This window comes from Streptomyces sp. NPDC052114 (assembly GCF_040680155.1).
Classification (GTDB): Bacteria; Actinomycetota; Actinomycetes; order Streptomycetales; family Streptomycetaceae; genus Streptomyces.
Genome location: NZ_JBFAWC010000001.1, coordinates 932,933 through 946,882, shown reverse-complemented (window position 1 = coordinate 946,882; position 13,950 = coordinate 932,933). Strand labels below are relative to the sequence as shown.

Annotated in this window: 12 protein-coding genes; 9 read left to right on the top strand and 3 right to left on the bottom strand. The window is 71.2% G+C overall.

What is annotated here, in order from left to right; translation table 11 throughout:
• Window positions 1-62: 62 nt before the first annotated feature.
• Window positions 63-551: a GNAT family N-acetyltransferase gene (locus AB0L89_RS04035; RefSeq protein ID WP_365133779.1), complete on the bottom strand. Its 489-nt coding sequence runs from the start codon at window positions 549-551 to the stop codon at window positions 63-65.
• A gap of 86 nt (window positions 552-637) precedes the next feature.
• Here AB0L89_RS04035 and AB0L89_RS04030 point away from each other — a divergent pair, with 86 nt between their 5' ends.
• The 3 genes from AB0L89_RS04030 (at window position 638) to AB0L89_RS04020 (ending at window position 5,503) form a co-directional block, all read left to right on the top strand.
• A complete protein-coding gene (locus AB0L89_RS04030) occupies window positions 638-1,543 on the top strand; it encodes a TIGR01777 family oxidoreductase (protein WP_365133776.1) in 906 nt (301 codons plus the stop codon).
• 186 nt (window positions 1,544-1,729) lie between these two features.
• The gene (locus AB0L89_RS04025; RefSeq protein ID WP_365133773.1) at window positions 1,730-3,094 is read left to right on the top strand and encodes an NAD(P)/FAD-dependent oxidoreductase; all 1,365 of its coding nucleotides are present in this window, start codon (window positions 1,730-1,732) and stop codon (window positions 3,092-3,094) included.
• 255 nt (window positions 3,095-3,349) lie between these two features.
• The gene (locus AB0L89_RS04020) at window positions 3,350-5,503 is read left to right on the top strand and encodes a family 20 glycosylhydrolase (protein ID WP_365133771.1); all 2,154 of its coding nucleotides are present in this window, start codon (window positions 3,350-3,352) and stop codon (window positions 5,501-5,503) included.
• 90 nt (window positions 5,504-5,593) lie between these two features.
• Here AB0L89_RS04020 and AB0L89_RS04015 read toward each other — a convergent pair whose 3' ends face one another.
• Window positions 5,594-7,039, bottom strand: a complete 1,446-nt coding sequence (locus tag AB0L89_RS04015) for a regulator (protein WP_365133768.1) — start codon at window positions 7,037-7,039, stop codon at window positions 5,594-5,596.
• Window positions 7,040-7,257: 218 nt separating this feature from the next.
• Between AB0L89_RS04015 and lipB the strand changes: the two genes are divergently transcribed.
• From lipB to AB0L89_RS03995, 4 genes are all read left to right on the top strand, one after another.
• The gene (gene lipB / locus AB0L89_RS04010; protein WP_365133765.1) at window positions 7,258-8,058 is read left to right on the top strand and encodes a lipoyl(octanoyl) transferase LipB; all 801 of its coding nucleotides are present in this window, start codon (window positions 7,258-7,260) and stop codon (window positions 8,056-8,058) included.
• Between the two features lie 177 nt (window positions 8,059-8,235).
• On the top strand, window positions 8,236-9,201 hold the full coding sequence (locus tag AB0L89_RS04005; RefSeq protein ID WP_365133762.1) for a lipoyl synthase: 966 nt from the start codon (window positions 8,236-8,238) through the stop codon (window positions 9,199-9,201).
• A gap of 292 nt (window positions 9,202-9,493) precedes the next feature.
• Complete coding sequence (locus tag AB0L89_RS04000; RefSeq protein WP_055697444.1) at window positions 9,494-9,697, top strand: hypothetical protein; 204 nt, start codon at window positions 9,494-9,496, stop codon at window positions 9,695-9,697.
• Window positions 9,698-9,727: 30 nt separating this feature from the next.
• A complete protein-coding gene (locus AB0L89_RS03995) occupies window positions 9,728-10,435 on the top strand; it encodes a DUF4191 domain-containing protein (protein ID WP_365133759.1) in 708 nt (235 codons plus the stop codon).
• A gap of 182 nt (window positions 10,436-10,617) precedes the next feature.
• On the opposite strand, the gene AB0L89_RS03990 is transcribed toward AB0L89_RS03995, so the two are convergent.
• Entirely contained in the window at window positions 10,618-11,085 is a 468-nt protein-coding gene (locus tag AB0L89_RS03990; protein WP_365133756.1) for an RDD family protein, read from the bottom strand.
• A 251-nt stretch (window positions 11,086-11,336) separates the two neighbouring features.
• Between AB0L89_RS03990 and glnA the strand changes: the two genes are divergently transcribed.
• Window positions 11,337-12,746: a type I glutamate--ammonia ligase gene (glnA, locus tag AB0L89_RS03985; RefSeq protein ID WP_055697459.1), complete on the top strand. Its 1,410-nt coding sequence runs from the start codon at window positions 11,337-11,339 to the stop codon at window positions 12,744-12,746.
• 211 nt (window positions 12,747-12,957) lie between these two features.
• The gene (locus AB0L89_RS03980) at window positions 12,958-13,872 is read left to right on the top strand and encodes a restriction endonuclease (protein ID WP_365133753.1); all 915 of its coding nucleotides are present in this window, start codon (window positions 12,958-12,960) and stop codon (window positions 13,870-13,872) included.
• Window positions 13,873-13,950 lie beyond the last annotated feature (78 nt).

Sequence of the window (13,950 nt, the reverse complement as noted above, 5' to 3'; positions counted from 1 at the left end):
TCCTACGCGCGCGGGGCGGGCGCACCCCGGGCCGGTCCGCCGGGTGCGCCCGCGCCACGGCGTCAGAGGGGGCGGCCCATGAGGATGTCGTCGACGTACGCGCCGTCCAGCAGGAACTCGCCGGGCAGCACGCCCTCGACGGCGAACCCCTCCGCTTCGTAGAGCGTGCGCGCCGGGGTGTTGTGGCCGAGGACCCGCAGCGTGATGCGGAGCGCGCCCTGGCGGCGCGCCTCGTCCATCGCGGCCCTGATCAGCCGCTTGCCCACGCCCCTGCCGCGCACGTCCTCGGCGACGACGAAGCCCTGGATCTGGCGGACGTGCGCGTTGACCAGCAGCGGGGTGGGGTAGCCGATCTTCACATAGCCGACGAGCCGTCCGGCCAGCTCGGCGACCAGGTGGTCGCGGGGGCCGAAACGGTCGTCGAAGAAGGGGTCGTAGGGAGGCTGGGGGCGGGGCTGGACCGCGTGCAGCGTGGACCACGTGGCGCGGTCGAGGCGGGCGAGCTCGTCGTCGTCCTCGGGCAGTGCGGTGCGTATGTGCAAGTCCGGCATGGCGCCACTGTACGGCGGCGGGGCCGCGTACCACCGTCGCTTCACGAGGCAGGCCTCACCCCGGCCGCGCGGGGCAGGATGGGCCCATGGAAACCACACAGTCCCGCGTCGCCGTGGCCGGCGCCTCCGGGCTCATCGGCACGGCGCTGACCCGGTCCCTGACCGCCGACGGGCACGAGGTGGTGCGGCTGGTGCGCAGGGCTCCGCGGGCCGCGGACGAGGTGCGCTGGGACCCCGGGAAGGGGTACGTCGACACGGCCGGGCTCACCGGCTGCTCCGCCGTCGTCAATCTCGCGGGCGCGGGCATCGGCGACCACCGCTGGACCGACGCGTACAAGCGGGAGCTCCGGGACAGCAGGGTCCTCGGCACCACCGCGCTCGCCACCGCCGTGGCCGCGCTCGACGAGCCGCCGCGGGTGTTCGTGAACGCGAGCGCGATCGGCTACTACGGAGAGACCGGACAGCGCGCGGTGGACGAGAGCGCGCCCGCCGGGGAGGGCTTCCTGCCGTCGCTGTGCGTGGAGTGGGAGGGCGCGGCGGCCGCCGCGCACGAGGCGGGCATCCGCACCGTCCTCGCCCGCAACGGCCTGGTGATCGGCCGCGAGGGCGGGGCGTGGGGGCGGCTGTTCCCGCTCTTCAAGGCGGGGCTCGGCGGGCGCCTCGGCGACGGCCGGCAGTACTGGAGCTACATCTCCCTGCACGACGAGGTCGCCGCGCTGCGCCACCTCATCGACACGGACACCCTGGCCGGGCCCGTCAATCTCACGGCGCCCGATCCGCTCACCAACCGCGAGGTGACGGCCGCGATGGGGCGGGTGCTGCACCGGCCCACCCTGCTCACGGCGCCCGCGCCCGCGCTGCGCGTGGTGCTCGGCGAGATGGCCGGGGACGTGCTCGGCAGCCAGCGGGTGCTGCCGACCCGGCTCCTGGAATCCGGCTTCTCCTTCGCGTTCCCGGGGATCGACGAGGCGATCCGGGCCGCGCTGCGGTAGCGGCGCCGGTCCGGGGGAAGGAGGGATCGCGGGGACGGGCCGTGCGACCGGCGTGCGACCGTGCCCGGTGCATGCGCGACTGCCGCTGACCGGAACCGCTCCTACCCTCGTCCCGAACCGGGGAGTTCCCGGGCCCTGTCGGGGGCATCAGGACCCCACAACGCCGCGCGACCTCGGGAGGGGCACGTGCCAGAGCCTGCGCACCATGCGGACGTCGTCATCGTGGGAGCCGGGGCCGCGGGGCTCTCGGCAGCGCATCGGCTGACCAGCGCCGGTGTGACGACCGTTGTCCTGGAAGCCGCCCCCTGTGTCGGCGGCCGGATGTCGACCGAGAAGGTCGACGGGTTCCGGCTCGACAGGATCGGGCAGCTCCTCACCACCTCGTATCCGGAACTGCGCCGCACACCGGGGCTCGACTCGCTCGTCCTGCGCCCCTTCGCCCCCGGCCTGCTCGTGCACAGCGAGGGCCGCCACCACCGTGCCGCGGAGCCGGTGTCCGGACGGAGCGCGAGGGGCGCACTCACCACGGCGCGCGCCCTGGCAAGCGCCCCCCTCGGTTCGCGGCCCCCGCGGACCTCCCCCGGAGCCGCCGCCAAGTCGGCCTCGCGCAACGCCCCGTTGGGGAGCGCGCTCGACCAGGCACGGCTCGCCGGCGCCCTCGCCCGGCTCGCCGCCACCCCGCTCCAGCGCATCCTGGCCCGCCCCGAACTCCCGGCGGGCGACGCCCTGTCCGCCCGCGGGCTGCCCTCGCGGACCATCGCCGGCTTTCTGCGCCCGCTGCTCTCCGCCCTGCTCTGCGACCCCGGCCTGACGACGTCCAGCCGGTGCGCGGACCTCGCCCTGCACGCTTTCGCGCGCGGCCGCCTGTGCCTGCCCGAGGGCGGCGCGGAGGCGCTGCCCGAGCGGCTCGCCGCCGCCCTGCCGCCCGGCACGGTCCGCACCGGCGTCCGCGTCACCGCCGTCTCCACGACCTCCGTCACCACCGCCGAGCACGGTGAGTTCCCGTGCCGCGCCGTGCTCCTCGCCACCGACGCGCGCGCCGCCGCCGAGCTGCTGCCCGGCCTGCGCGTACCGCCGTTCCACGAGGTGACGGTGGTCCACCACGCCGCGCCCGAGCCGCCGTTGGACGGGCCGGCGCTGCTCCTGGACGCCGACCGGGCGGGTCCTGTCGCCCACACCGCGGTCGTCAGCCAGGTCGATCCCTCGCGGGCGCCCGCCGGCCGCGTCCTGGTCTCCTCGACCGTGCTCGGCCCGCCGCCCGACGAGCGGGCCGTCCTCGCCCACCTCGCCGCGCTGTACGGCACCGCGACCCACCGCTGGGAACGGCTCGCCCTCCACCACACCCGCGAGGCGGTGCCCGCGATGCCGCCCCCGCACGACCTGCGCCGTCCGGTGCGCCTGCTCTCGGGGCTCTACGTCTGCGGGGACCACCGGGACACCAGCACGGTCCAGGGCGCCCTGCACTCGGGCCGGCGCGCGGCGCACGCCGTCCTCACGGACTTCGGCATCGCCCCCTCGTACACCCCGGAGACCCTGCCCGTCGCGGCCTGACCCGACCGTCCGTCACACCCTGATCCATCGGATCTCTTGTCCCGCTCCCCCAGAAGCCCCCGCGCTCCCCCACGCGGGGGCTTCGCCCTGTGCGGGCCCACCACGAGATCCCGTGGACCTCTGCAACTCCCCTTGCCACACCGGTAGTACGCGGTTACCGTCCCAGCCGGATCGCCAAGCAGCGGGAGGACCGACGTGCGTCGCACCTTGCCGGTGATATCGCTCATCCTCGGCCTAGTCATGGGAGGTCTGGCCTTGCCCAGCGCTCACGCCGACGCCCCGCGCGGGGAGGCCGGAGGGTCAGCGGCGCCGCCGTCCGTGATCCCCCGCCCCACCGAGTGGACCGCGCTGGACGGCCGCACGACGCTCACCCGCGCCACCCGCATCGTCCTCGACCCGCGCACCGCGTCGGCCACCGCGCTGCCCGCCGGGCGCGCCGAACTGCCGGGCCCGGCACGGCAGTCCGTACGACAGCTCGCCACGCAGTTGCGTACGGAGATCGAGCAGGTCACCGGCCTCGCACCCCGCGTCACCAGCGGCCGCAGCCCGGCGCCGGGGGACATCGTCCTCACCCTCACCGACGCGGGCGGCAGCGGCGCCCTCGGCGCCGAGGGCCACCGCTTCGACAGCAGGGGCCCGGTCCGCGTCGAGGCCGCGTCCACGCACGGCCTCTACTACGGCACGCGCACCCTGCTCCAGCTGCTGCGCGCCACCGCCGACGACCACCGCGCGCTCCCCCGCGCCACCGCGACGGACCGGCCCGCGCAGCAGATCCGCATGGTCCACCTCGACGCGGGCCGCAAGTACTGGAAGATCCCGTATCTGGAGAACCTCATCCGCAGGATGGGCGACCAGAAGCTCAACACGCTCCTGCTGCACCTCTCCGAGTCCGAGGGGTTCCGCCTGTACAGCCCGAAGTTCCCCGGCCTCGCCGACCCCGAGCACAGCTACGGCCGCGCCGACATCGAGCACCTGAAGGCCTTCGCGGCCCGCCACCACGTCCAGCTGATGCCCGGCCTCGAACTCCCCGGCCACGCCACCGTGATCAGCGAGACCTTCGGCATCGGCTTCGGCTCGGGGCCGGATCCGTGCACCGGCGCGCACACGCACTCCCACCTCACGCCCGACTGGATCATCGACATGACCAGCGAGAAGGCGGTCGAGAAGTCGAAGGAGATCGTCGACGAGTTCGCGGGCTGGTTCGACGCGCCGCTCTTCTCCATCGGCGCGGAGGAGGTGCCCGGTCAGCTCGCCCAGTGCCCGCGCGTGCAGGACCACCTCGCGGCCGACCCGGACGTCTCCACGCTCGGCGACCTCCTCAACCGCTACGTCAACACCCTGGACGACGTGGTCACTTCGCACGGCAAGCGCACCGCCGTCTACAACGGCTCCGAGCACCTGAGCGCGCCCCAGCAGCAGGTCCACTCCCCCGTCGTCTTCCTGACCTGGGAGGGCACGGGCGCCGAACCGGAGATCCCGGGCCACGACGAGATCGCCATCGGCCCGTTCTACGACACCCCGAACAACTACCACCACAAGTACCCGGACGAGCCCTGGATGTACGACAGTTGGGCGCCGAGCAGCGCCCCCGACATGCTCGGCTCCGGCGTCACGAACTGGGCCGACTACAACTTCTGGGCCGACGACGGCTACTTCGAGCAGCACATGGCGGGCCCCCGCGCGATCCTCGCCGACCGCGCCTGGAACGGATCCGCGACCCCGGACACGCTCGCCGACTTCCGGGCCCGCGCCGCCCGCATCGGCGACCCTCCCGGCACCGCGCCCGCGCCGCTGCCGCCGCGCGTGACGGGGCGCCCCAGCCACCACTGGACCTTCGACGACGCGTCGTATCCGAGCGGCTGGACGTACGCGGGCAGCCCCGGCAACACGATCCTCGCCGAGGACACGGCCGGTGACCTGTCCGGCACCTCGTACATCATCGACAACCCGGCCCCCGTGCCCGGCGTGCGCGGGCAGGCCTGGCGGTTCGACTCCGACCGGGACGGGGTGGGCTTCGGCGGCCTGGACGTCGCCGAACCCTGGACGGTCTCGGTCCGCGTCCGCGCCACCGCGCGGACCCCCGACCAGGTCCTGCTCAGCTCCGGGGCGGGCGCCCTGAAACTGATGCAGCACGGCACGGGCGAGGTCGGCTTCACGCGGTACGGCGAGGCGGACCACAGCTTCGGCCACACCCTGCCGCTCGACCGCTGGACGCGGCTGACATGGGTGGCGACGAAGGGGCGCACGACGCTGTACGCCGACGGGGAGCGGGTCGGGTCGGTCGCCGCGTCGATTCCCCTCCCCCTGCGGTCCATCGGCACGGAGAAGGCGAGCCTGCGGGGCGATCTGGACGACCTGGTCACCTGGGACGAGGCGCTGAGCCCCGAGCGGGTCGCGCGCCTGAGGTGAGCGCGGAAGGGCCGGACCACGTGGGTCCGGCCCCTCTCCGGGTCTCACCCGAGTCCCTCTGCGGGTCTCACCCGAGTCCCTCTCCGGGTCTCACCCCAGCGCCGCGATCCTGTCGCGGTACCCCCGCACCGGCGCCGCGTCCCGGTAGGGCTCAAGGCGCCGCTCGAAGTCGCGCACGTACTCGTGCGCCCGCGCCGACCGCATCTCGCCGGCCGCCTGCGCGGCCTCCGCGCCCAGCTGGCAGGCCTGCTCCAGCTCGCCGAGGCCGAGCCGCGCCGTGGCCAGCACCACCCGGCAGAACAGGCGGCTGCGCGCGAACGCCGGGGCGCGCAGCTGGAGCGAGCGCTCGGCGTACTGGGCCGCGGCCCGGTACTGCTGCAGATCGCGGTAGCTGTGCCCGAACTCGTCGGCCAGCTGCGCCTCGTCGAAGAACCGCGCCCAGTGCGGCACCTCGTCCCCGGGCCGCGACGCCTCCAGCGACCGCTCGGCCCGCACGAGGGAGGCCGTGCAGGCCCGCACCTCGCCGAGCACCCCGTGCCCGCGCGCCTCGGCGGCGTACAGCAGGGACTGCACGACGGGCGGTGCCGAGGAGCCGACGCCCTGCTGGGCCACCCGCGCGAGCTGGACCGCCTCGCGGCCGTGCCCGAGGTAGACGGCCTGACGGCTCATGGTGACCAGGACGTACGAGCCGTACGCCCGGTCGCCCGCCGCCTGCGACAGCCTGAGCGCCTGGACGTAGTACCGCTGGGCCAGGCCGTGCGCCGCGATGTCGTACGAGGTCCAGCCCGCGAGGCGGGTCAGATCGGCGGCGGCCGCGAAGAGCCGCCGCCCGGCCTGCTCGCCGTAGGTGCCGCGCAGCATCGGCTCGGCCTCGTGCTCCAGGTAGCGGACCAGCGCCTGGCGCGCGTGACCGCCGCCGTACGCGTGGTCGAGGGCCCGGAACAGCTCGCCGACGGAGCGCAGCGCCGCGATGTCCCCGCTGGTGACCCGCTGGCCGGGCCCGCGCTCGGAGCCCTGCCGCTGCCGGGGCACGGCGGGGCGCCCCTGCACGGGGACGCGGGCGTGGCCGGGTTCGGTGTCGCCGCGCCCGACGCGTTCGTCGGCCCGGCCGATCAGCCAGTCCCGGCTGGGCACCACGAGCCCGGCCGGGGTGAACGCGATCTTCCGCAGCTCCGCGTGGCTCCCGGAGTCCTTGCGCCACAGCCCGCCGACGATGTCGACGGCCTCCTCGGGGGTGGCCGCGAACTCCAGCCCCGCGTACACCGGCGCGCAGGCGTCGAGACCGAGGTCCTGGGCGGAGAGCCGGCGCCCGAGCCGTCTGGTGAAGACCTCGGCAATCAGCGCGGGTGTGGTGCCTCTGGGCTGCTGGCCGCGCAGCCAGCGAGTCACGGACGTCTTGTCGTAGCGCAGGTCGAGCCCATGCTCGAGGCCGAGCTGGTCGACGCGGCGCGCGAGACCCGCATTGGAGAACCCGGCTTCCGAAATCAGAGCGGCAAGCTGTCGGTTTGGGGTGCGCTGCGGGGGTCGTTCCGTCATCAGCGGTGCGGTCTCCTGCCTTCCGGGCCCTGCTTTGAACAGCCCTTATGGCCTCGTGAACGGCGCGAATGTAACGGCCATCACAGCCTTCATCGCCGCCTTTGCCCCTCATTCATCCGATCGTGTGAGGAACCCGCCCTGGAGTTGCCACTCGGAGGGGCCCGTACAGTGGCAGAGGCGCGATATGTGCACGGTGAACGTTCAGGGAGGCACCTGCCGTGAGTGAGTTTCGGTTCGTCCGACTGGGCTTCGGCCCGGACGCCGTGGAGTACCAGGAGGCGTGGGACGAGCAGCGCCGCGTGCACGCCGCCCGCTTCGCCGACGAGATCCCGGACACCTGCCTGCTCCTGGAGCACCCGCCCGTCTACACCGCGGGCCGCCGCACCGAGGACAGCGAGCGCCCGCTGGACGGCACCCCCGTCATCGACGTGGACCGCGGCGGCAAGATCACCTGGCACGGCCCCGGCCAGCTCGTGGGCTACCCGATCCAGAAGCTGCCGCGCCCGGTGGACGTCGTGGCGCACGTGCGCCGCCTGGAGGAGGCGCTGATCCGCACCTGTGCGGAGTTCGGCCTGGAGACGACGCGCATCGAGGGCCGCAGCGGCGTGTGGGTCCTCGGCGACCCGGTGGAGCGGCGCCCGCTGCTCGGCGGGCTCTCCCTGGACTTCGACCCGCGCCTGCAGGACGACGAATTCGACGCACGGTTCAACGGTCCCGAGTACGCCCCCTCCAACGCCGGACAGCGCCGCGAGGACCGCAAGATCGCGGCCATCGGGATCCGCGTCGCCAAGGGCGTGACGATGCACGGCTTCTCGCTGAACGTGAACCCGGACAACACCTGGTTCGACCGGATCATCCCGTGCGGCATCCGGGACGCGGGCGTGACGTCGCTCGCGTACGAGCTGGACCGCGCGCTCACCATCGCCGACGTGCTGCCCGTCGCGGAGCGGCACCTGCGCGACGTACTGGAGAACGCGGAGCTCAAGCCGCGCGAGATCGAGCAGCCGGCGACGGCCTGACCGGTCCGTGACCGCGTGAACGGTCCGTGACCGGCCGACCGGTCCCTGACCGCATGGCGGGACGACCCGCGTCCGGGGAATGGACCCCGTTGGCCAGAGGTTGGCCAGAAGTAAGCCCAACGACATCACGGGCGTACCCTGGTGTGCGCCGAAGAATCGAAGCTACAGGGAGCCGATGTGTCCGCAGTCGCACCCGACGGACGCAAGATGCTGCGCCTGGAGGTCCGGAACAGCCAGACCCCCATCGAGCGCAAGCCCGAGTGGATCAAGACCCGGGCGAAGATGGGCCCCGAGTACAACGCCCTGCAGAAACTCGTGAAGACCGAGGAGCTGCACACGGTCTGCCAGGAAGCGGGCTGTCCGAACATCTTCGAGTGCTGGGAGGACCGCGAGGCCACGTTCCTCATCGGCGGCGACCAGTGCACGAGGCGCTGCGACTTCTGCCAGATCGACACCGGCAAGCCGCAGGCCCTCGACCGTGACGAGCCGCGCCGCGTCGGTGAGTCCGTCGTGAAGATGGACCTGAACTACGCCACCATCACCGGCGTCGCCCGCGACGACCTGGAGGACGGCGGCGCCTGGCTGTACGCGGAGACGGTGCGCCAGATCCACGCGATGACGGCGGAGCGGGAGGGCGGCTTCACCAAGGTCGAGCTGCTCATCCCCGACTTCAACGCCGATCCGGACCAGCTGGCCGAGGTCTTCTCCTCCCGCCCCGAGGTGCTCGGGCACAACGTCGAGACGGTGCCGCGCATCTTCAAGCGCATCCGCCCCGGCTTCCGCTACGAGCGCTCCCTCGAGGTCATCACGAAGGCCCGCGAGGCCGGTCTGGTGACCAAGTCCAACCTGATCCTGGGCATGGGCGAGACCCGCGAGGAGGTCAGCGAGGCGCTGCGCCAGCTGCACGAGGCGGGCACCGAGCTCATCACCATCACCCAGTACCTGCGGCCCACGCCGCGCCACCACCCCGTCGAGCGCTGGGTGAAGCCGGCCGAGTTCGTGGAGCTGAAGGACGAGGCCGAGCAGATCGGCTTCTCCGGCGTGATGTCCGGGCCGCTGGTCCGCTCCTCGTACCGCGCGGGCCGGCTCTACCAGATGGCGATCGAGAAGCGCGGTTCGTACGTCGCCTCCCAGGCGGTCTGACGCAGGAGGCGTGACCCCGGCACATGCCGGGCGAGCACCCACTGTGTGAATCGGCGCACAAGTGACTACCGACCAGTAGTGGCCGTAACGACGCGGCCCTTACGATCCCCGCAGGTGAAGGGGAACGTAAGGGCCGCGTCAGCGTTTCCGGCGCCCGCATCAAGGTTTCATCGGTGTTTGACCGGTCGGTCACGCCCTGGTAACACCAATCAGTGACCCTGGTATCACCGCACGTACAGCCTTACCCATAGCCGCTCCCCCTACCCGAGCCGCTCCCCAGGAGGGCCCCATCATGCAGGCCGCGCCCGTTCGCGCCACCGCCATCCCGTCCGTCACCGACGCCCTGCGCGCCGTCGAGTCGCTGCTGATGAGCGGCGGCCAGCGCACCGCACGCCGCAACGCCTGGACCTCCGTCCTGGAGGACCGGCGCCGCGCCAAGGACCGGGTCGAGGCACTGCGCGTACTCGAGGAGGCCGTGGCAACCCGCACGTCGTAGTCGCTGCCGGGGGCACGTAGACTTCACGACATGGCGAGGAAGGAAACCACCGCGGCGGATGCGGCCGCGGAGCCAGGGCGACTCAAGCAGATCGCCCTGACCTACAAGATGACCCGGCGGGCCGACTCCAAGATCGGTCTCATCATCGCGGCTGTGGGAATCGTCACCTTTGGCGTCTTCCTCGCGATCGGCTTCTGGCTCGGTCACCCGGTCTACCTGGGCATTCTCGGCTTCCTGCTCGCCTTCCTCGCGATGGCGATCGTCTTCGGACGCAGGGCCGAGCGTGCCGCCTTCGGGCAGATGGAGGGCCAGCCCGGCGCGGCGGCGGCGGTGCTCGACAAGATCGGGCGCGGCTGGACGACGACCCCCGCGGTCGCGATGAACCGCAGCCAGGACGTGGTGCACCGCACCGTCGGCAAGGCCGGCATCGTCCTGGTGGCCGAGGGCAACCCGAACCGCGTGAAGGGCCTGCTGGCCGCCGAGAAGAAGAAGATGGCGCGCATCGTGGCGGACGTCCCGGTGCACGACGTCATCGTCGGCACGGGCGAGGGCACGGTCTCCCTCAAGAAGCTCCGCACGACGCTTCTGAAGCTCCCGCGCGTCCTCACCGGCCCGCAGGTCACGGCGACCAACGACCGGCTGCGCGCGATGGGCGACCTGATGTCGAACATGCCGCTGCCGAAGGGTCCGATGCCCAAGGGCATGCGGATGCCGCGCGGCGGCCCGAAGACGAAGTAGCGTTTCCCTTCTACGAACGAGAACGAGGGCCCGGAACCGATCGGTTCCGGGCCCTCGTTCTCGTGTGTGTCGCGTCAGATGTCCTTGTTACGTCAGACGGTCTTGTTCCGTCAGACGGTCTTGTTCCGTCAGACGGTCTTGTTCCGTCAGACGGTCTTGTTCCGTCAGACGGTCTTGTTCCGTCAGACCCGGATCTGCACGGCGCGCGCGAGGCGGTCGTGCAGGCCGCGGCCGTCGCGGTCCCAGATCAGGGCCGGGATGGCCAGGCAGAGCAGGACGCTGCGGACCAGGACACGGCCGAAGCCGAGGCGGCCGCCGCCCTCGGCGACGACGCGCAGCCGGAAGAGGGCCTTGCCCGGGGTGCAGCCGACCGTGCCGACGGTCAGCACGCTCAGTACGAAGAGGATGCCGAGGGCCCAGTTGCCCATCGCCTGCAGGTCACCGCGGGCGAACAGGCCGTATGCGATGAGCATGCACAGGCCCCAGTCGACGGCGATGGCGCCGATACGGCGGCCGGGGCGCGCGATCGACCCCGGTCCCTCCTCGGGCAGACCGAGCTGCTCGCCCCGGTACCCGAAGTCGACACCGGCGTCCTCCGCGGCCGCGCGCGGGCCGGACAGCCACGATCCGATTGCTTGCCTGTTGTCCACCCGTCCACGGTACTGCGCCCCTTTTGGCACGGGCACGGGCGGGTACCGGGAAAGCGACCACCTGTGACGTCACCCACAGGACCGGGACGGAGCCCCACGCACCCGGGGCGGTTAACTTCGGCGAAACAAATGGGTCATGCTTGAGAAATCCCCCGTCCTTATGGTCGGGTCCCAGCGTGTGCCACCGCACTGGCCGCACCACGAGCTTGCAACCCCGTCCCGCCTCGGGCGGGAGTAGGAGGAGTTGGATGTTGTTCCAGAACGCCGACGACGCGAAGAAGTTCATCGCGGACGAGGACGTCAAGTTCATCGACGTCCGCTTCTGCGACCTGCCCGGTGTCATGCAGCACTTCACGATTCCGGCGGCGGCGTTCGACCCGGACGAGGAGCTGGCCTTCGACGGTTCGTCCATCCGCGGCTTCCAGGCGATCCACGAGTCCGACATGGCGCTGCGCGCCGACCTGTCGACGGCCCGCGTGGACCCGTTCCGCCGCGACAAGACGGTCAACATCAACTTCTTCATCCACGACCCGATCACGGGCGAGCAGTACAGCCGTGACCCGCGCAACGTGGCGAAGAAGGCGGAGGCCTACCTGGCCTCGACCGGCATCGCCGACACCGCGTACTTCGGCCCCGAGGCCGAGTTCTACGTCTTCGACTCGGTCCGCTTCGAGACCTCCGCGAACCGCTCGCTGTACGAGATCGACTCCGAGGCGGGCGCCTGGAACACCGGCGCCGTCGAGAACAACCGCGGCTACAAGGTCCGCTACAAGGGCGGCTACTTCCCGGCCCCGCCGGTCGACCACTTCGCCGACCTGCGCGCCGAGATCTCCCTGGAGCTGGACAAGCAGGGCCTCCAGGTCGAGCGCCAGCACCACGAGGTCGGCACGGCCGGCCAGGCGGAGATCAACTATAAGTTCAACACGCTGCTCGCCGCGGCCGACGACCTGATGCTCTTCAAGTACATCGTGAAGAACGTCGCCTGGCAGAACGGCAAGACCGCGACCTTCATGCCGAAGCCGATCTTCGGCGACAACGGCTCGGGCATGCACGTCCACCAGTCGCTGTGGTCCGGCGGCGACCCGCTCTTCTACGACGAGCAGGGCTACGCGGGCCTCTCGGACACCGCCCGCTACTACATCGGCGGCATCCTCAAGCACGCCCCGTCGCTGCTCGCCTTCACCAACCCGACGGTGAACTCGTACCACCGCCTGGTCCCCGGCTTCGAGGCCCCGGTCAACCTGGTCTACTCGCAGCGCAACCGCTCCGCCGCGATGCGCATCCCGATCACGGGCTCGAACCCGAAGGCCAAGCGCGTCGAGTTCCGCGCGCCGGACCCGTCCTCGAACCCGTACCTGGCGTTCTCGGCCCTCCTCCTCGCGGGCCTCGACGGCGTCAAGAACAAGATCGAGCCGGCCGAGCCGATCGACAAGGACCTCTACGAGCTGGCCCCCGAGGAGCACGCGGGCGTCCCCCAGGTCCCGACCTCCCTCCCGGCCGTCCTCGACGCCCTGGAGCAGGACAACGAGTACCTCCAGGCCGGCGGCGTCTTCACGTCCGACCTGATCGAGACGTGGATCGACTACAAGCGGACGAACGAAATCGCCCCGATCCAGCTGCGGCCGCACCCGCACGAGTTCGAGCTGTACTTCGACATTTAGGAAGGCCGCAGGTCAGAGCGGGGTTCCGCTCGCCTGGGCCGTCTATGGGCCGTCGGCCGTGTTCTCCCCCTCTGGGAGACACGGCCGACGGCCTTTTCAATTTGGCCGCGCAGTCTCCGAAGCAATTAAAAACCGGGTTCCCGTCTCCCATCGGCTAGGGTAGAGTTTTAGGTATCAGATTCGACCTAAAACCTGGGAGTCGATGAGCCACGTGACAGCGAACGACGAATGGGACATCGAGGTAGGCGACGTCATCAAGCGCGTCGACCTTCACGAGCGCTACGGAGGGCGCCGCCAAGGCGGCATCGGCCCTTCACGCGTGTCGAACAACGTGTTCGCGTTCACCGATCCCGCCAAGGGCCACCGTCACGGCTACTTCGACGGATGGGGCGAGGACGGCTGCTTCCACTACGCCGGCGAGGGCCAGATCGGCGATCAGAAGATGACACAGGGCAACCTGTCGATCCTTCGACACAAGGAAGACGGCCGCGCTCTCAGACTGTTCCGCGGCGTTTCCTCCGGCAAGTGCGAGTACGTCGGGGAGTTCACCCTTCCCCAGGATCACCCCTACTACCTGACTGAGGCTCCTGAGACCAACGGAGGCCCGGTTCGCAGCGTCATCATGTTCCGGTTGCGGCCCGTGACGGCCGTGCCCGACATGCGGTCACAGCTCCCGCATACGCCGGCCTCCGAGACAACAGTCTCGGCTCTGGACGTCGAGGCTCAGTACACGGAGCGCATGCTCGTTGAACCATCTCGGGAGCCGTACGAGGCAGAACGAGCCGAAGCCAAACTGTTGCTGGCGTTCGCTGAGCACCTGCGCTTGCAGGGCCACGCTGTACATCGGCAACGAATCGCCCCGTCCGGCGTCGCGAAATTCCTCCTCACAGACCTCTACGACGTCACCCAGAATCGGCTCTACGAAGCCAAGGGGTCCGTGGCGCGGACCTCGATTCGCATGGCCATCGGCCAGCTCTTCGACTACGCCCGCTTCCTTCCTCAGCCCGAGCTCGCACTGCTCGTTCCTTCGCGGCCCGAGGACGACCTACTTGATCTGTGCAAACGGCTACAGATCATCGCCGTCTGGCCGGAGGGAGACGAGTACAAGTTCACTGACGCGGCCTGACCGCGGCATCACTTGATGCCCCTCAAACATGGAGCAGGCCACCCGCGCGCCTGGAAAACGAAGCGGGTGGCCCCTACT